At 64.3% G+C, this 17,751-nt stretch carries 14 protein-coding genes; 7 read left to right on the top strand and 7 right to left on the bottom strand.

What is annotated here, in order from left to right; all coding sequences use genetic code 11:
* The first annotated feature begins 46 nt into the window (after nt 1-46).
* The 3 genes from car (BKG76_RS19715) (at nt 47) to BKG76_RS19705 (ending at nt 7,789) form a co-directional block, all read left to right on the top strand.
* Nucleotides 47-3,601, top strand: coding sequence for a carboxylic acid reductase (gene car / locus BKG76_RS19715; protein WP_070939433.1), 3,555 nt, complete (start codon nt 47-49; stop codon nt 3,599-3,601).
* A 41-nt stretch (nt 3,602-3,642) separates the two neighbouring features.
* The gene (gene car / locus BKG76_RS19710; protein ID WP_070939432.1) at nt 3,643-7,197 is read left to right on the top strand and encodes a carboxylic acid reductase; all 3,555 of its coding nucleotides are present in this window, start codon (nt 3,643-3,645) and stop codon (nt 7,195-7,197) included.
* Nucleotides 7,198-7,288: 91 nt separating this feature from the next.
* The gene (locus BKG76_RS19705) at nt 7,289-7,789 is read left to right on the top strand and encodes a nuclear transport factor 2 family protein (protein WP_070939431.1); all 501 of its coding nucleotides are present in this window, start codon (nt 7,289-7,291) and stop codon (nt 7,787-7,789) included.
* Here the strand turns inward: BKG76_RS19705 and BKG76_RS19700 are convergent.
* The 3 genes from BKG76_RS19700 to BKG76_RS19690 form a co-directional block, all read right to left on the bottom strand.
* Nucleotides 7,786-9,528, bottom strand: coding sequence for an N-acyl-D-amino-acid deacylase family protein (locus BKG76_RS19700; RefSeq protein ID WP_070939430.1), 1,743 nt, complete (start codon nt 9,526-9,528; stop codon nt 7,786-7,788). The genes BKG76_RS19705 and BKG76_RS19700 overlap by 4 nt on opposite strands.
* Before the next feature lie 157 nt (nt 9,529-9,685).
* Nucleotides 9,686-10,006, bottom strand: coding sequence for a 2Fe-2S iron-sulfur cluster-binding protein (locus tag BKG76_RS19695; protein WP_070939429.1), 321 nt, complete (start codon nt 10,004-10,006; stop codon nt 9,686-9,688).
* On the bottom strand, nt 10,003-10,911 hold the full coding sequence (locus tag BKG76_RS19690) for a metal-dependent hydrolase (protein WP_070939428.1): 909 nt from the start codon (nt 10,909-10,911) through the stop codon (nt 10,003-10,005). Before BKG76_RS19690 ends, BKG76_RS19695 begins: the two co-directional genes overlap by 4 nt.
* 181 nt (nt 10,912-11,092) lie before the next feature.
* On the opposite strand from BKG76_RS19690, the gene BKG76_RS19685 reads away from it, so the two are divergent.
* Nucleotides 11,093-11,821 (top strand): TetR/AcrR family transcriptional regulator, encoded by a 729-nt coding sequence (locus BKG76_RS19685; RefSeq protein ID WP_070939427.1) that lies wholly within the window; start codon nt 11,093-11,095, stop codon nt 11,819-11,821.
* Nucleotides 11,818-13,188 carry an ABC1 kinase family protein gene (locus BKG76_RS19680; RefSeq protein WP_070939426.1) on the top strand — a complete coding sequence of 457 codons (1,371 nt, stop codon included), beginning with the start codon at nt 11,818-11,820 and terminating at the stop codon, nt 13,186-13,188. Before BKG76_RS19685 ends, BKG76_RS19680 begins: the two co-directional genes overlap by 4 nt.
* On the opposite strand, the gene BKG76_RS19675 is transcribed toward BKG76_RS19680, so the two are convergent.
* Both BKG76_RS19675 and BKG76_RS19670 read right to left on the bottom strand, forming a co-directional pair.
* Nucleotides 13,185-13,616, bottom strand: coding sequence for an SRPBCC family protein (locus BKG76_RS19675; protein WP_070939425.1), 432 nt, complete (start codon nt 13,614-13,616; stop codon nt 13,185-13,187). The genes BKG76_RS19680 and BKG76_RS19675 overlap by 4 nt on opposite strands.
* A complete protein-coding gene (locus BKG76_RS19670; RefSeq protein WP_070939424.1) occupies nt 13,598-14,620 on the bottom strand; it encodes an SDR family NAD(P)-dependent oxidoreductase in 1,023 nt (340 codons plus the stop codon). The genes BKG76_RS19675 and BKG76_RS19670 overlap by 19 nt, the downstream gene beginning before the upstream one ends.
* A gap of 131 nt (nt 14,621-14,751) precedes the next feature.
* On the opposite strand from BKG76_RS19670, the gene BKG76_RS19665 reads away from it, so the two are divergent.
* Complete coding sequence (locus tag BKG76_RS19665) at nt 14,752-15,246, top strand: DUF1942 domain-containing protein (RefSeq protein WP_109420961.1); 495 nt, start codon at nt 14,752-14,754, stop codon at nt 15,244-15,246.
* A 28-nt stretch (nt 15,247-15,274) separates the two neighbouring features.
* Here BKG76_RS19665 and BKG76_RS19660 read toward each other — a convergent pair whose 3' ends face one another.
* A complete protein-coding gene (locus BKG76_RS19660; RefSeq protein ID WP_070939422.1) occupies nt 15,275-16,063 on the bottom strand; it encodes an FkbM family methyltransferase in 789 nt (262 codons plus the stop codon).
* Between the two features lie 77 nt (nt 16,064-16,140).
* Here BKG76_RS19660 and BKG76_RS19655 point away from each other — a divergent pair, with 77 nt between their 5' ends.
* Nucleotides 16,141-16,677: a GNAT family N-acetyltransferase gene (locus BKG76_RS19655; RefSeq protein WP_070939421.1), complete on the top strand. Its 537-nt coding sequence runs from the start codon at nt 16,141-16,143 to the stop codon at nt 16,675-16,677.
* Here BKG76_RS19655 and zapE read toward each other — a convergent pair.
* Nucleotides 16,646-17,722 (bottom strand): cell division protein ZapE, encoded by a 1,077-nt coding sequence (zapE, locus tag BKG76_RS19650; protein WP_070939420.1) that lies wholly within the window; start codon nt 17,720-17,722, stop codon nt 16,646-16,648. The two genes, BKG76_RS19655 and zapE, sit on opposite strands and share 32 nt — an antisense overlap.
* Nucleotides 17,723-17,751: the final 29 nt, after the last annotated feature.

Raw genomic sequence — 17,751 nt, 5'->3', positions numbered from 1 at the left:
TACTTTTCAGACTTCCAAAGAACACCCTGTTGATGTGAGGCTGCCCATGACCGTGACCAATGAAACCGACCCGCAGCAGGAGCAGCTGGCCCGTCGTATTGAGAAGCTGCGCGAGAGCGATCCCCAGTTCCGCGCCACCCAGCCCGACACCGCGGTGGCCGAACGAGTACTGCGCCCCGGCCTACACCTGTCCGAAGCGATCGCGACCTCGATGACCGGATACGCCGAGCGGCCCGCCCTGGGCGAGCGTGCGCGCGAGCTGGTCACCGACCATAACGGCCGCACCGTGCTGCGCCTGCTTCCCCGCTTCGACACCACTACCTATGGCGAATTGTGGTCCCGCACAACGTCAGTAGCCGCCTCCTGGCATCATGACACCGGCCATCCCGTCCGGGGCGGCGACCTGGTGGCGACCCTGGGGTTCACCAGCATCGACTACACCGTGCTGGATCTGGCGATCATGATCCTCGGCGGCGTCGCCGTTCCCCTACAGACCAGCGCACCGGCTTCGCAGTGGACCACCATCCTGGCCGAGGCAGAGCCCAACACGCTTGCGGTAAGCGTCGAATTGATCGGCGCTGCACTGGAATCCGTGCGCGCCACACCGTCTATCAAGCAGGTCGTGGTGTTTGACTACACCCCCGAGGTCGATGACCAGCGTGACGCCTTCGAAGCGGCCAGCGCAGAGCTCGCAGGATCGGGTATCGCCATCGAGACCCTCGACGCCGTGATCGCCCGGGGCGCCCAGCTTCCCGCGGCTCCGCTCTACGCGCCCTCCCCCGGAGACGATCCACTGGCGCTACTCATCTACACCTCTGGCAGCACCGGGGCCCCAAAGGGCGCCATGCACAGCGAGAACATCGTGCGCCGCTGGTGGATTCGCGAAGACGTCATGGCCGGGACCGAAAACTTGCCCATGATCGGGCTGAACTTCATGCCGATGAGCCACATCATGGGTCGTGGCACGCTCACCTCCACCCTGTCCACGGGCGGCCTCGGATACTTCGCCGCATCCAGTGACATGTCAACGCTTTTCGAAGACATGGAGCTGATCCGCCCCACAGCGCTGGCCCTGGTTCCCCGCGTCTGCGACATGGTGTTCCAGCGATTCCAGACCGAGGTGGATCGCCGCCTCGTCACCGGCAACTCCTCCGATGCCGACGCGGTTGCCGCAGAGGTCAAGGCCGATATCCGCGACAACCTCTTCGGTGGCCGCGTGCTGGCGGTCATGGTGGGCTCCGCCCCACTCTCTGAAGAGTTGGGCGAGTTCATCGAATCCTGCTTCGAGCTGAACCTGACCGATGGCTACGGATCCACCGAGGCCGGCATGGTGTTCCGCGACGGCATCGTGCAACGCCCGCCTGTCATCGAATACAAGCTGGTCGACGTGCCCGAACTGGGCTACTTCTCCACCGACAAGCCGCATCCGCGCGGTGAGCTTCTGCTGAAGACCGACGGCATGTTCCTTGGCTATTACAAGCGCCCCGAGGTGACCGCCGGCGTCTTCGATGAGGACGGTTTCTACATGACCGGCGACATCGTCACGGAGCTAGCCCACGACAACATCCAGATCATCGATCGCCGCAACAACGTGCTCAAGCTCTCCCAGGGCGAGTTCGTCGCGGTCGCCACCCTGGAAGCCGAGTATGCCAACAGCCCTGTGGTGCATCAGATCTACGTGTACGGCAGCAGCGAGCGGTCGTACCTGCTGGCCGTCGTGGTGCCGACACCGGAGGCGGTTGCCACGGCCAAGGGCGACGCCGCGGCGCTCAAGGCGACCATCGCCGACTCGCTGCAGGACATCGCCAAGGAAATCCAGTTGCAGTCCTATGAGGTTCCCCGCGACTTCATCATCGAGCCGCAGCCGTTCACCCAGGGCAACGGCCTACTCACCGGCATCGCCAAGCTGGCGCGCCCGAACCTCAAGGCGCACTATGGCGAACGGCTGGAGCAGATGTACGCCGATATCGCCGAGCTGCAAGCCGCCGAACTGCGTGCGCTGCACGGTGTCGATCCGGACAAGCCCGCGCTGGAGACGGTGCTCAAGGCCGCGCAAGCGTTGCTTGGGGTCTCCTCCGCCGAGCTCGCCGCGGACGCGCATTTCACCGATTTGGGTGGCGATTCGCTATCTGCACTGTCCTTCTCTGATCTGCTGCGCGACATCTTCGCCGTCGAAGTACCCGTCGGCGTGATCGTCAGCGCCGCCAACGATCTCAGTGGTGTCGCGAAATTCATTGATGAACAACGCCATTCAGGTGGCACTCGGCCGACCGCCGAGACAGTACACGGCGCCGGGCACACCGAGATCCGGGCGGCCGACCTGACCCTGGACAAGTTCATCGACGAAGCCACCCTGCAGGCGGCACCGTCACTCCCCCGATCCGCCGGCACCCCGAACACCGTGTTACTCACCGGATCGAACGGCTATCTGGGCCACTACCTGGCGCTGGAATGGCTTGAGCGCCTGCATAAGACAGACGGCAAGCTGATCGTCATCGTTCGCGGCAAGAACGCCGAAGCCGCCTACCGGCGCCTCGAGGAGGCCTTCGATACCGGCGACACGGAGCTGTTGGCCCTTTTCCGATCACTGGCGGAAAAGCACCTCGAGGTGCTGGCGGGCGATATCGGCGACCCAGACCTGGGGCTGGATGTCGATACCTGGCAGCGTCTGGCCGACACCGTGGACGTCATCGTGCACCCGGCCGCCCTGGTGAACCACGTGTTGCCCTACAGCCAGTTGTTCGGACCGAATGTCGTTGGCACCGCGGAAATCATCAAACTGGCGCTGACCACCACGATCAAGCCCGTCACCTATCTTTCGACGGTCGCGGTCGCGGCGTATGTCGATCCGACGACATTCGATGAGGAGTCCGATATCCGGCTCATCAGCGCGGTGCGTCCCATCGACGAGCTGTACGCGAACGGCTACGGCAACAGCAAGTGGGCCGGAGAGGTGCTGCTGCGTGAGGCACACGATCTGTGCGGCCTCCCGGTCGCGGTGTTCCGCTCGGACATGATCCTGGCCCACAGCCGCTACACCGGACAGCTCAACGTCCCCGACCAATTCACCCGCCTGATCCTCAGCGTGATCGCCACCGGCATCGCCCCCGGCTCGTTCTATCAAGCACAGGCCGCCGGCGAACGCCCGCGGGCACATTACGACGGGCTGCCAGGTGACTTCACCGCCGAGGCGATCACCACGTTGGGCACCCAGGTGACGGACAGTTACGAGACCTACGACTGTGTGAATCCGCATGCCGACGGAATCTCGCTGGACAACTTCGTCGACTGGCTCATCGAAGCCGGATACCCCATCGCGCGCATCGACAACTACAACGAATGGTTCAGCCGCTTCGACACCGCCATCCGCGGCCTACCCGAAAAGCAGAAGCAACACTCACTGCTACCGCTGCTCCACGCGTTCGAGCAGCCCTCCGGCGCCGAAGACCACGGGGTCGTCCCGGCCAAGCGGTTCCAGCATGCCGTGCAGGCGGCTGGAATCGGCCCGGCCGGGCAGGACGGCACGACCGATATCCCGCACCTATCGCAGCAGCTGATCGTGAAGTACGCCAAGGACCTCGAACAGCTCGGGCTGCTGTGACCCGCGCGCTTACAGAATCCAGGGTTTCGTAAGCTGCCGATATGACCATTGACGCCGCCGCTAACAACACCAAGGAAGCACGTCGTCAGCGGTTGGGAGACCGGGTCAGACGCCTCTTCACCGAGGATCCGCAGTTCCGCGCCGCCAAACCCGATACCGCGGTAGATGCTGCCGTGGCCGTTCCCGGACTACGGCTCGCGCAGGTGGTCGCCACGATCATGGACGGCTACGCCGACCGTCCGGCGCTCGGGCACCGGGCGCAGGAACTCGTCACCGATGACGCAGGCCGATCGACGCTACATCCACTGCCCGAGTTCGAGACCTTGACCTACGGAGAGCTGTGGGGCATGGGCCGCGCGCTGGCCTCCGCCTGGCATCACGACCCTGTCACCCCGGTCCGGGCCGGGGACTTCGTCGCCATGCTCGGCTTCACCAGCGTCGACTACACCGCGATCGACCTCGCGTGCATCCACCTTGGCGCGGTGGCGGTTCCGCTGCAGACCAGCGCGCCGGCCTCCAACTGGACCGCGATCCTGGCCGAATCCGAACCCTCCGTGCTGGCGGTAAGTGCCGAGTTACTCGATGCGGCAATGGAATCGGTGCTCGCCACACCGTCACTGCGGCATATCATCGTCTTCGACTATCACCCCGGTGTCGACGCACAGCGCGAAAGCCTCGAGTCCGCGCAGCACCGGATCGCCGAGGCGGGCGTGCCCATTTCCGTCGACCCGATATCCGTGGTCATCGGGCACGGGCGTGCTCTCCCGGATGCCCCCCTGTTCACCGCGGCGGAGGGCACCGACCCGCTTGCGCTGGTCATCTACACCTCAGGCAGCACCGGCACTCCCAAGGGCGCCACGTACACCGAGAAGATGGTGGCCAAGCCCTGGTTGCGTGCCGACACGCTGAGCTCCAAGGCTGAAATTCCTTTGATCAACCTCAACTTCATGCCGATGAGCCATGTCATGGGACGCGGCAGCCTGGTCACGGCGTTGGCCTGCGGCGGCCTGGCGTACTTCGCCGCATCCAGCGATATGTCCACTCTGTTCGAGGACATCACCCTGACTCGCCCCACCGTGGTGACTCTTGTTCCCCGCGTGTGCGACATGCTTTTTCAACGCTATCGCAACGAGGTCGAACGCCGCGCCGCGGTGGATTCGGCAGCCGATCTCGCCACCCTTGATGCCGACGTCAAGACCGACATCCGCGAAAACCTCTTCGGCGGGCGTGTTTTGACGATCGTGTGCGGCTCGGCCCCACTCTCCGAGGAGCTGGCCTTCTTCATCGAATCCTGCCTGGATGCTCGTATCACCGACGGTTACGGTTCCACCGAGGCCGGTGTGATCGTGCGCAACGGCCGGATCCAGCGCCCGCCCGTCATCGACTACAAGTTGGTCGACGTTCCCGAGCTGGGCTACTTCTCCACCGACAAGCCGCATCCGCGTGGCGAGCTACTGGTGAAGGCGGAATCGGTGTTCGGTGGCTACTTCAAGCGCCCCGATGTCACCGCCGACGTCTTCGATCCCGACGGTTATTACAAGACCGGGGACATTGTCGCCGAGCTGGAGCGCGACAAGATCCAGATCGTGGACCGGCGCAACAACGTCATCAAACTGTCGCAGGGTGAATTCGTAGCGATCGCCAACCTGGAAGCCGAGTACGCCAACAGCCCGCTGGTGCATCAGATTTGCGTCTACGGCAGCAGTGAACGGTCGTACCTGCTCGCCGTGGTGGTGCCCACTTCCGAGGCTTTCGAACAGAGCCGGGGAGACGACGATCTCCTCAGACGCCTGATCGCGGAGTCGCTCCAGCAGGTTGCCCGCGAGGCCGAACTGCAGCCCTACGAAGTGCCGCGCGACTTCCTGGTGGAGACCGAGCCGTTCACGGCGGCCAACGGACTGCTGACCGGTATCGCAAAGCTGGCCCGCCCCAAACTGCATGAGAAATACGGCGCCCGCCTGGAACAGCTCTACTCCGATATCGCGACCGCTCAAGCTCTTGAGTTGCAGGCCCTGCATTCTGCCGGGCACGAGGGCAAGCCCGTCCTGGACACCGTGCAGCGAGCGGTCACGGCGCTGCTGGGATTGTCCGCGGCCGAGGTGAGCCCGGATGCGCACTTCCTCGACCTCGGCGGCGATTCACTGTCGGCCCTTGCCTTCTCGGATCTACTACGCGATATCTTCGCCGTCGAGATTCCGGTCGGCGATATTGTCAGCGCCGCCAACGACCTGAACGCCGTCGCACGCATCGTCGAGACGCGCCGGGACTCGGGCTCTGCGCTGTCCCTACGTCCCAGCGCCGAATCGGTGCACGGCGCGGGCCACACCGAGATCCGCGCGGCCGACCTGACCCTGGACAAGTTCATCGACGAAGCCACCCTGCGGGCTGCGCCCTCGGTACCCCGGGCCGTCGGTATCCCGCAGACCGTGTTGCTCACCGGATCCAACGGCTACCTGGGACGGTTCCTGGCGCTGGAATGGCTTGAGCGCCTGCATAAGACAGACGGCAAGCTGATCGTCATCGTTCGCGGCAAGAACGCCGAAGCCGCCTACCGGCGCCTCGAGGAGGCCTTCGACAGCGATGATGCCGAGCTGCTGGCGCACTTCCGCGCGCTGGCGGAAAAGCACCTCGAGGTGATCCCCGGAGACATCGGCGACCCGAACCTCGGGCTGGATATCGATACCTGGCAGCGTCTGGCCGACACCGTGGACGTCATCGTGCACCCAGCCGCCCTGGTGAACCACGTGTTGCCCTACAGCCAGCTCTTCGGACCCAATGTCGTGGGCACCGCGGAAATCATCAAACTGGCGCTGACCACCACGATCAAGCCCGTCACCTACCTCTCGACAGTTGCCGTGGCAATCTCGGTAGATCCCAAGGTGTTCGACGAGGAGTCCGACATTCGCATCATCAGCGCGGTCCGTCCCATCGACGATGGCTACGCCAACGGGTACGGCAACGCGAAATGGGCCGGAGAGGTGCTGCTGCGTGAGGCACACGACCTGTGCGGCCTCCCGGTCGCGGTGTTCCGCTCGGACATGATCCTGGCCCACAGCCGCTACACCGGACAGCTCAACGTCCCCGACCAATTCACCCGCCTGATCCTCAGCCTCATCGCCACCGGCATCGCCCCCGGCTCGTTCTATCAAGCACAGACCACCGACGAACGACCACTCGCCCATTATGACGGGCTACCAGCCGATTTCACGGCGTCTGCCATCACCGCCCTCGGTGCCATCGAAGGATTCCACACCTACGATTCGGTGAATCCGCATGCCGACGGAATCTCGCTGGACAACTTCGTCGACTGGCTCATCGAAGCCGGATACCCCATCGCGCGCATCGACAACTACAACGAATGGTTCAGCCGCTTCGACACCGCCATCCGCGGCCTACCCGAAAAGCAGAAGCAACACTCACTGCTACCGCTGCTCCACGCGTACCGGTATCCGCAACACGCACACAACGGCGCTTTCCTGCCTGCGATCAGGTTCCGTGAGGGTGTCCAGTCCGCGCAGAACGCCGATATCCCACACCTCACACGGGATCTCATCGTCAAGTACGCAACCGACCTGAAACAGCTCGGCCTGCTGTAGCCGCGCGAATTTCTGTGCGCTGCTTTCAATTTCACGCCAATACCGAAGAAACCCCGGAAGCCGAACGGTCGGCGGTGTTAATGTCCCCGCCATGGGACAGTGGTCACGCGACGAGCTGCAAGGCATGTTCGATCATCACCTTCGAGTGGTCGACGACATAGGCCCCAAGGGCGACTGGGCCAAATACGCCGATCTATTCGCCGCGGACGCCACCTACATCGAACCGACCTATGGCACCTTCGAGGGCCGTGAGTCCATTCGCGAATCCATGGTCAAGACGATGTCGGAGTTCCCCGGGGTGGAGATGCCGCACTACTTCTCCAACTGGCACGTCGTCGACGAGGAACACGGTTGGATCATCTGCGAGCTGGTCAACAGAATGAGGGACCCCGGCGACGGAAGCATCTGGGAAGCAACCAATATCAGCATCTTCCGGTACGCCGGCAACAACGAATGGGCCAACGAGGAAGATGTGTACAACCCCATGCAATTCATGATCGCCATTCAGGGTTATGTACAGCGCAGCAAGGAGCTGGGCTCGCTCTCCCCCGCGGCCGAGACCTTCGGGAAGAACATGGGCTGGCTCGGCTAGCCCGCGGCCAGGAACCTGCCTGCTTTGACCGTGCTGCCGAAGCCCTCGACGAAGGTGCCGTAGGAGTACACCCGCTGCCCGCCGACAACCGTGGCCGCAATCGCCTTGTCATTGCGACATACCTGACGAGACACCCCGAACTCCTCCATGTACTGCTCGTGGTATTCCTCAAGCGAATCATCAAGGCCCGCAGGGTCAATCACCGCGATATCGGCGGTATCGCCGATGCGCAGCTGCCCCGCGTTCAGGCCGTACCACTCACCGAGCTCGCCGGTGAGCCGATGCACCGCGGCTTCCAGCGGCATGAACGGAGCCCCTGCATCGCGGGCCTCCTTCACGCGCTTGAGCAACCGCAGCCCGGCGTTGTAGAAGGACATATTCCGCAGGTGGGCACCGGAGTCGTTGTTACCCAGCTGGAAATGCCGGTACTTGATGGACTCGTTGAGCACGTCGGTGCGGTCATTGGCGATGGTGGTGTGCCAGCGGACTTTCCCGGGGTACTCCGAGACAAGGTCCAGGAAGGCATCCACCGGTTGCACACCGCGAGCGTCGGCCACCTGCCCGAATGACTTGCCCACCACCGATTCGTCGGGGCAGCCGACGATCTCGGTGTCGTACATATCGCGGTTCCAGGCCACCACCCCGTACTTCTGGGCCATCTCCTTGCGGAACCGTCGCCTATATCCCTCGTCCTTGATCAGGTCGACCCGCTGCAGCTGATCGCGGATATCCAATGCCGCTGTGCCGGAGGCGAACTCCTCGAAGATGACCAGGTCCATGCCGTCGGAGTACAGATGGAAGGGCACCGCCAGCAGCTGGAAGTTGACCTGGGACCGCAGCAGCGGGTTGAGGGCACCAGTGGCGGCCTTGAGAAGTCTGATGACCGAACGGTTGCTCTTCAGATCGAAGGCGGCCAAGAGTGTCGTCTTGAGTGAACGCCGCCAGGGCCGGGCACCGCTCAGCAGGAAGTGCATGACCGTCTCGGGCCGCTTTTCGACGTCGAGATTGGACTGCACCACGGCGCCACGCCGGCGCACCACGTCGTAGAGGGCGCCGTATTCGCGCCAGGTCGCATAGGTGGACGGCAACTGGCGGCCCGCAAAACGCGTGCCCTCGAGCTTGGAGAAGCGCAGCCGGTCGGTGGACAGGCCCACAAAGCCGGCGTCCAGGGCGTCGGTAACCATGGCACGCATCCGGCTCAACTCCCCGGACGTGGGGCGCTCGGCGTAGTCGGTCGCGCGTGCGAGACCCATGACCGCGGCACGGATATCCGAATGCCCGATCAGCGTTGCGACGTTGGCACCCAACGGAAGTGACTCGATGACCTTGCGGTACCCACGTGGCCCGTCCCAGTCCTTGTGCTCTTTGAGCGCCGAGTGGACCGCATCCCACGGCAGCGCCTCGACTCGGGCGAAGAGATCGGCGACATCCTCCGGATCGGCATACACCGCCGACATCGAGCAGTTGCCGTAGATGACCGAGGTGACGCCGTGGCGCACCGATTCCCCGAGCCCCGGGCTGACGAGCACCTCGGCGTCGTAATGGGTGTGCACATCGACCATGCCCGGGATGACCCATTTACCGTCGGCGTCGATGACCTCGTCGGCGTCGGCACTCGAGAGGTCGGGCGCCATTGCCACCACTTTGCCGCCACGCACCCCGATGTCCACGGATCGACCGGGTGCTCCGGTCCCGTCGAATACCAGGCCGCCGCGCACCAGCAGGTCATATGTCGCCATAGTCGATACACCTCATTCGATCAGCAGATAGTCAGCTTATCGCTGCTCATTCGTGCCTATCGGGAAGGCCCGGTTGCCTGTTCACAGGTACTGCGCAGCTGATGCTTCCCTGCGGCACGAACTGGGTTGACCATATCGACCGACGCCGCGCCGACCGTCACCCGTCGAAAAAGATCTGCACCCGATCTGATTCCGGCAGGGTCTGGCAAGCGAGCGTGAATCCGTCGGCCACCTCACTGTCGATGAGCGACTCGTTCATCAGCATGCGCGTCTGTCCCGACTTCACCGAACAGATGCAGGTGGCGCAGGCCGATTCCCGGCACACGTAGGGCGCGTCTATCCCCGCATCGAGTAGCACGTCGAGCAGCTTCTTGCCCGGCGGCCAGTCGAGAACATGTGTGCTGCCGTAAATTTCGACCTCCAGCACCGTATTGCCGGTGGCGTCGGTACGCGCGACTCGGATGGCCTCAGCTGTCACTGGCCCACCGCGCGACGTCCCGGGAGGCGGTCGTTGAGCTCGCCATCGGTTCCGAACAGGATCGCCTGCCAGTCCTCGAGCAGCTCTTCGGTGTCGATGTCGTCGGGGTGGAATCCGGGCCGCATGTATTCGGCGATATCGCGCATCAGCCCCTTGACCAGCGGGCCGCGGTACACGTCGATGGTCTGCCGCAGCACCGCCAGCGGTTTCCAGCCGCTCGGGTCGGTGAGGATCGAGGCCAGTACGGCAAGGGTCATGAACGGCAGCGTTCCCGCCCAGATGAGTGACATCACGCCGATGCGTACCGACTCGGGGCCGCCCACCGCGCGGTACACGTCGAAGGCGACCGACTTGTGTTCCATCTCCTCCATGGCATGCCAGTTGAGGAGATGGTGGATCTCTTTGGACATCGGAATCTCTTGCAGCTCAGCACTGGAAAGCACCCGCTGGGCCAGAACTGCCGTGTAGTGCTCGGCGGCGGCCGTCATTGCCAGATGCGCGATCCTGGGAGCACGCTTCTCCAGCGCGATGACCAACCGCTCGCGCCGACTCCCCTCCTCGAAGTTCATGATGCGGACCAGCGGGTAGCCCATATCGATGATCTTCTCGTTGAGCTTGCGGTGCTCGCGGCCGTGCATGGCCTCCTGACCGATGAAGCCCGCGACCCGCTTCTTCAGCACCGGATCGGTGATCTGGTCGGAGTAATTGCGCACGGACCGGATGAATGACTCCTCACCGGGAGGGAACGCCCCGGAAAGGAGCGAGACCAGGTGGCTGAAGACGATGTCGCCCTCGACGTAGTGCTTTTTCATGGGGGCCGGTTCACCGAACCGGAAGTTCATCCGGCGCACCTTGGGCAATGCGCGTGCCGCGACTCCACGCCGCCCCTGCTCCACAACAGCCATGACGGAACTCCTTCCTGCGACGTCTTCATTGACGTCTGACCTGGCGATTTATTAGTAGTACTCTGAGTACTACTGTTAGTATCCATACCGCACGGTACGAGCACAATAGGGAGCATGAACGTGTCGCCCGAAGCGGACAGCAAACGGCCGGGCACACGTACCATCACTGGTGATGAGAGGCGTGGAGAACGTGAGCACAGCCGTCGCGTCCAAGGCAGCCCCGGCCGCAGCGAAGCGTGGCGACCGGCGCAAGATTGCCCGAGAAGAGTTGTTGGATGCGGCATTTCGTGCCATCGACAGCCTGGGCGCCACCGTCAGCATGGACGACATCGCCCGCGAGGCGGGCGTTGCAAAGCCCAAGCTATACCGGTACTTCGAAGACAAGGCCGACCTACATACCGCCGTCCTGGAACGCGTGCAGGCCATGGTCTGGAACGCGGCCATGGCGCGTATCAACCTGATGACCGATTCCGCCCGCGAGTTGGTTCAGCACGGTGCCACCGAATACGCGCAGATGATCTCGGATCACCCGAACGTGTTGCGCTTCATCGTGCATGGTCACTTCGTCAATTCCAGCGATGGCACTGAGCGGCTGGTGGCGACCGCGCAGCAGATGACGCACGATATGGCCGAAATCCTGTCCAGTGCGATCGACGACGAGACGGTGGACATCGACGACGCCGACCTCGCGGTGAGCTCGGCCGCCGGAGCGATCGGCACCGCCACCGAATGGTTCCTGGGCCCTAATCAGCTGCGCGCCGAACCGATGTCCATCGAGACCTTCGTGGAGTACCTGACCACGGTGCTGTCCGGCCTCGCCGCGTCGATCGCGGAGTTCAACGGACTAACCCTTGATCCCGACCAGCCGTTGCACCTGGCCTTCACCAGCGCGCGCGGCAGCACCTCATGACCGACGGAATCCCCCTGGCACGTATCACCCGTGGCCGTGCACTCGGCAAGTTGGCGGCCGGACAGGCCGTGCGCACCGCCGGCAGCCGGCTCTCGATGATCGGCCGGTCGGAGCAAGCACGGGCACTACTCGCGGAGCGCTCCACGCTGCAGGCAGCCGACCAGCTCGTGACCGTCCTGGGCAGCCTCAAGGGTTCGGCGATGAAGCTCGGTCAACTGCTCTCGATGCTCGAAGTGGATATGGTGCCCGAAGCTCACCGCGAGCGCTTCCGGCAGAAGCTGGCCAAGTTGCGGGATCAGGCCCCACGCGAACCGTTCTCGGTGATGCGACCGATCATCGAGTCCAATCTGGGAAAGCTGCCGAAAAACTTCCGCGATTTCGACGAGACTCCCGTCGCAGCCGCATCCATCGGGCAGGTATACCGCGCCGTGCTGCACGACGGACGCGAGGTTGCGGTCAAGGTGAAGTATCCGGGAGTGGACGAAGCGGTGCGCGCAGATATGCAGAACCTGGCGCTGTTCACCAAGTTTTGGCGTAAAGCACTTCCCACACTGTCTAATTCGGCATTCATGGACGAGATCTCCATGAACTTGGAAAGTGAGCTGGACTACCCCCGGGAAGCTCGCACCCAACACGAGATCGCCGAACGTTACCGCGGGCACCCGTTCATCGTCATTCCCGATTGCATACCAGAACTGTGCACATCGCAGATCCTGGTGACCGAATTCCTTGACGGCCAACCGTTCCCGTATATGCAGACGCTCGCCGACGAGGAACGTAACCGCATCGGCGAGCTCATTTTCCGCTTCTATATCGGGTCGCTGTTCCAGGACAACGACTTCTGCGGTGACCCCCATCCGGGGAACATCCTGCGCACATCCGAGGGAACCCTCGGATTCGTGGACTTCGGGCTGTACAACCGGATGGACCCCGAACATGTGGAATTCGAGCGACACATCATGCGCGCCGCCGCCGAAGGCCGTGCCCAGGACATGTACGACGCGATGGTCGCGCGCGGCATCATCGATCGCCACGGGCACGTCAGCCCCCAGGACTGTCTGGAGTATTGCCATGCGGCATCCGGCTGGAATCTCGTCGACGAGGAAATGACCATTACTCCGGAAATCGCCTCCAGTGCAATGATTCTCGCGGTGGACCCGCGATCCAGCGAGTTTGCCGGTATGCGCCGTCAAAACCTGCCGCCGGAACACATATTCTCGCGTCGCGCCGACTTCTATACGTTCGGCGTGCTGGGCCAGCTCAATGTCACCGGCAATTGGCATCGCATTGCCCGCGAGTGGATTTACGGTGAGCCGCCCGCCACCGAGATCGGAATCGCCATCGCGCAGTGGCGCGCCGCCCGCTAGCGCAGCATGCGGTCGATCGCGCGGCCGAACATCCACTGGCCGCCGGCCTTGGCCAGCGGGTCTACGACGCGTGGCACACCGCGCACACTCACGTGCTCGGTCCAGATGACGCGCGAACCGGCGCCCTCGGCGCGCACCTCGATCTCAGCCCACCCCACGATCAGTTTTCCCGTCTTCTCCAGCCGACAACGACCGGGATCACCGCCGCGCGGCGGCTCCCACCGGGTGACCGTCATCGGGTCCTCGAAGCCGATACGCCCCAGCCCCGTTCGCCCCACGAATGTGGTGCCGACGCCATCCGGCGGGTCGCTGGTCACGACGACGGTGGTCAACGGGATGTGCGCACTGTGCCGCGGCCAGTCGGTGATCCGCGCAAATGCCTCGTCGGCGGGCAGCGCGCTGAGCCGCTCTATTCTGAGAAGGGCCATAGTCCGAACAGTTTCGAGTTTGCTTTCCCCGCGCGCAAGGCAACGATGGTGTCCGCCAGCGTTTCCCGCGGGTCACGATAGGTGACGCCGAGTTCGTGCTCACTGGGTGTGTCATCGGAGGCGGGCATCTGCGTGTAGTACTGCATACCTGCCTCGGTGACCGGGGTTTCCAGTGGCACATAGCGGCCAATCTGATCCATCACCGTCCCCGCCGCGCGCAGCACCGAGTCCGGTACCGGAACAGCCAACACGGTGCTGTCCGACGCGTCGGCCAGCAGATCCACCAGCTCGTCGACCTCCAGCCGATGACCACCCGCGGTATAGCGCCGCGGTCCGCGCCCGGGTTCCAGAAGAGCGGTGTGCAGAGCCGCGAGGTCGCGGACGTCGACCACCAACCATGCCGCGCTGCGCCCCGGGACCGATCGCATCAACAGCACCCAGCGCACACCCTCGGCGGCCTCACCGAATTGATCGCCGACGGGTGGGCCCAGCACCATGCCGGGATAGGTGATGGTGACCGGCGCGCCGGAGTCCTGCAATGCGCGCACGTACAGCTCGACCCGCGCCTTCGACTGGCCGTATCCATCGCTGCCACCGGCCGCGGGCAGGTCCGCCTCGAAGGTCTGCAAACCCGGCCGAAAAAGCGCGGTGATGCTCGAAACATGCACTATCGGATCGAGGCCACGCTCGACCGCCGTCCCCAGCACGTTGCGCGTGCCCGCGAGGTTGATGGCCATCATCCGTTCGGCCTCTTTGAGGTCCGTGCTGACCATGGCCGCGCTGTGCAGCACCGCATCGCATCCGTCGAGCGCAGCCTGGACCGATTCCCTGTCGGTGATATCCCCGACGGCGTAATCGGATACGTCGACACCGAGCGTGGCCACCGTGGTGTGCAGACGAGCTTCCTTACGCACCAGAAAGCGGACCTGGTGCCCGGCGTCAGCCATCGCCTTCGCGGTCCACCCACCCACGAATCCGGTACCGCCAGTGACCAATACGCGCATTCCTCACGTCCCCTCCGGCCGGGCCGCACGCTCCGATCAGGTCATCGTAGGTCGTCGGGGCCCCTGTGCAGGCCGAATATCGAAGAGCCATGCGGCACCGACCCCCATGTGGGGTGTGCCAAGATCGCTGGGTGCGTCTACGCCCCGCCTTACCGCTCATCGCCGCTCTCACCGCCATTGCCATGACCCTGGCGCCGGCGGCCTCCGCGCTGCCCGATCGCGTCACCCCCATCGGGCACATCGGCGAGACGCTGCATTTCGACTACGGCACCATCGGTGCCGATGTCACCGTGCACAACATCGAGCCCACCGGTGTCCCGGCCGGCATGGCCACCCCACGCGGCGTGATCTGGAAGGCATACGTCACCATCCGGCCGACCACGGTGCCCAACGCGTACGCACTGTTGATGGCGCTCAAGCTCGGCGGCATCTCACCGGAAACCGGGGATGCCTACGAGCCGCAGCGCACCGACGAACCCGACGATCTGAACTACGCGCTGCGTAACGCGCCGCAGGGGTCGACCGTAAACGGCGCGGTGTACTGGGATGTCTACCGCGGACCGGTGCGTCACATCGTGCTGCGTTCGGCGCAGACCCAGGTCCACCTGGCCCAGTGGGACCTCTGAGCCCTCACTCTTCCCCGCGAGCAGGAAGTCAGCGAGGCTGGAACAAGTAGTTGCGGAAGGTCTCGGTGACCTTGTCCACGGGCCGCCACGAGTCCGCACTCCACACCGACATCCGGTAGTCCCGCGCGGCGAACCACGCGACGATGTCGGCGGCGGTACGCCCGAAGCGCTCCATGTGACGGTCCTCGACCTCAAGCATCATCGCCGGACGGGTCCGCTCGATCGTCTTCTCGCCGCTGACCAGCACATCGAGTTCGGCACCCTCGACATCGATCTTCACGAAGTCGATCCTCGTGATGTTCAGCCGCTCACAGAAACCGTCGAAAGTCTCGGTGTCGACCACCACCCGGATGTGCTCATGGAACTCGGCGTTGGAACCCAACCCGTCGGCACCCGCATCGACGAACGACCGTCCGGTGATGGGCTTGCCGTTGCGCAGCGGCACACTCATCACCTGCTCACCGACATTGGTACCCAGTGCGACGGCATGGCGGCGCACGTTTTGCGCGCTGCGCAGGCCCAGGGCCGCCGACGAGGTGGCGTGCGCGAACCGCAGCGGCTCCAGGCTGTACACCAGGCCGTCGGCACCCACCAGACGTGCCAGCTCCGCGGTGTAGAAACCGGCCGCCGCACCCACGTCGATGCACACGTCGCCCGGCTTGACCACCTGGGCGATGCCGACGAGTTCGGTCTCCACCCACGGGGTGGTGCGGGCCAGCGTGCGCAGGCCTTGTCCCACTACCGCATCACGAATCTCGCCAAATGCGGTAACGCGACGCGATGAGCCTCTTGGGCGAAGAGCCTCAGGCTCGGTCATGTGGTGCTCCTCGGGATTGATCGTCGATAGGGCCGCAGAGTCTGGAACCGGGGCCAAGTATAGGTAGCCTGCCGGTCATGCCGATTCAGGTCAGCATCGCGACCGCCGACGACAGCACCGAACTGGCGACTGTCGCCGCCCGCACCTTCCCGCTCGCCTGTCCCCCGTCGTCGACTCCGGCGAACGTCGCGGCATTCATCGCGGCCAACCTCAGCGCCGACAGGTTCGAGGAATACATCCTCGATAACCGGGTGCTGGTGGCACGCGACGACACCGCGATCGTCGGGTACGCGATGCTTGTCGAGGGCGTCGCCGAGGACCCCGACGTGCAGCGCGCGGTCACGCTGCGGCCCGCGATACAGCTCTCCAAGATGTACGTGCTGCCCGAGTTCCACCAAGCCGGCGTCGCGGCAGTGCTGATGAGCGCGGCGCTTACCGAGGCAGCCGCGTCCGGCGCGTCCGGGGTTTGGCTCGGCGTCAACCAAGAAAATGAACGCGCGCAACGCTTTTACACCAAGCACGGCTTCACCCGCAGCGGCACCAAGACCTTCCGGGTGGGTGAGCGACTGGAAAGCGATTACGTCATGCAGCGTTCGGTAGCGCCGCGGCGCTGAGCGCCAGCAGCCGCGAGGTGGCACGCAGATACTTCTTGCGGAAACCGCCGGCCACCATCTCGTCGTCGAAGATCTTGTCCAGCTTCATCCCGGAGGCCTGCACCGGGATGCCGGCATCGTAGAGCCGGTCGGTCAGGGCCACGATCCGCAGCGCCACCGACTGATCGTGCACCTGCTCCACCCCCGCGATGAAGACCGCGGTCACGCCTTCGATGAGGCTCAGATACCGCGATGGATGCATGCTCGCCAGGTGGCGGCACAGATCGTCGAACTGGTCGAAGGTCGCGCCATCGATGGACGCCGCCAGTTCGCGAAGCTGCTCGTCGGAATGCGGCTCGGGAGCGGGCGGCAGGTCACGGTGCCGGTAGTCCGGGCCCTCCACCCGCACCGTGTTGAAGATCGCCGACAGCGCGGCGATCTCGCGCAGGAAGTCCTGGGCCGCGAACCGGCCCTCACCGAGCTGCTCGGGCAGCGTGTTGGAGGTCGCGGCGATCGATACCCCGCGCGCCACCAGCTCCGAAAGCAGCCGCGATACCAGCGTCGTATTGCCGGGGTCATCCAGCTCGAACTCGTCGATGCACACCACTGTGTAGTCGGCCAACAGTTCGATGCACTCCAGGAAGCCGAAAACACTTGCCACCTGAGTCAATTCACCGAAACTCGCGAACGCCTTGGGGCCGGGCACCGTGTGATAGATGGACGCCAGCAGGTGGGTCTTGCCGACACCGAACCCGCCGTCGAGATAGATCCCCACTCCGGGCAGCACCTCGCGCTTTCCGAACAGCTTCTTCTTGCCCGCCCGGCGGATCGTCGCCTCCTGGGCGAAGGCCCGGCACGATTCCACGGCCGCCGTCTGCGTCGGCTCGTTGGGGTCAGGCCGGTACGAGTCAAAGCTCACCGCGGTGAACGTCGGCGGCGGCACGAGCTGGGCGATGAGCCGCTCGTTGGAGACCGTGGGGTGCCTGTCGGCAAGGTGCTGGGGGAACCCGGGCGAGCGAAGCGACGGGGAATGGCCCGTAACGGCACCAGATTGCGGATCAGTCACACGGGCAGCGTAACGGCGTGCTGAGATCT

This window comes from Mycobacteroides franklinii, from assembly GCF_001853795.1.
In the GTDB taxonomy this organism is placed as follows: domain Bacteria; phylum Actinomycetota; class Actinomycetes; order Mycobacteriales; family Mycobacteriaceae; genus Mycobacterium; species Mycobacterium franklinii.
This window is presented reverse-complemented; position numbering and strand designations above follow the sequence as displayed.

Bases quoted from the DNA above. Each gene is read 5' to 3' on its own strand.
- car (WP_070939433.1), top strand. From the start codon at position 47: ATGACCGTGACCAATGAAACCGACCCGCAGCAGGAGCAGCTGGCCCGT.
- car (WP_070939432.1), top strand. From the start codon at position 3,643: ATGACCATTGACGCCGCCGCTAACAACACCAAGGAAGCACGTCGTCAG.
- BKG76_RS19705 (WP_070939431.1), top strand. From the start codon at position 7,289: ATGGGACAGTGGTCACGCGACGAGCTGCAAGGCATGTTCGATCATCAC.
- BKG76_RS19700 (WP_070939430.1), bottom strand. From the start codon at position 9,528: ATGGCGACATATGACCTGCTGGTGCGCGGCGGCCTGGTATTCGACGGG.
- BKG76_RS19690 (WP_070939428.1), bottom strand. From the start codon at position 10,911: ATGGCTGTTGTGGAGCAGGGGCGGCGTGGAGTCGCGGCACGCGCATTG.
- BKG76_RS19680 (WP_070939426.1), top strand. From the start codon at position 11,818: ATGACCGACGGAATCCCCCTGGCACGTATCACCCGTGGCCGTGCACTC.
- BKG76_RS19675 (WP_070939425.1), bottom strand. From the start codon at position 13,616: ATGGCCCTTCTCAGAATAGAGCGGCTCAGCGCGCTGCCCGCCGACGAG.
- BKG76_RS19670 (WP_070939424.1), bottom strand. From the start codon at position 14,620: ATGCGCGTATTGGTCACTGGCGGTACCGGATTCGTGGGTGGGTGGACC.
- BKG76_RS19660 (WP_070939422.1), bottom strand. From the start codon at position 16,063: ATGACCGAGCCTGAGGCTCTTCGCCCAAGAGGCTCATCGCGTCGCGTT.
- BKG76_RS19655 (WP_070939421.1), top strand. From the start codon at position 16,141: ATGCCGATTCAGGTCAGCATCGCGACCGCCGACGACAGCACCGAACTG.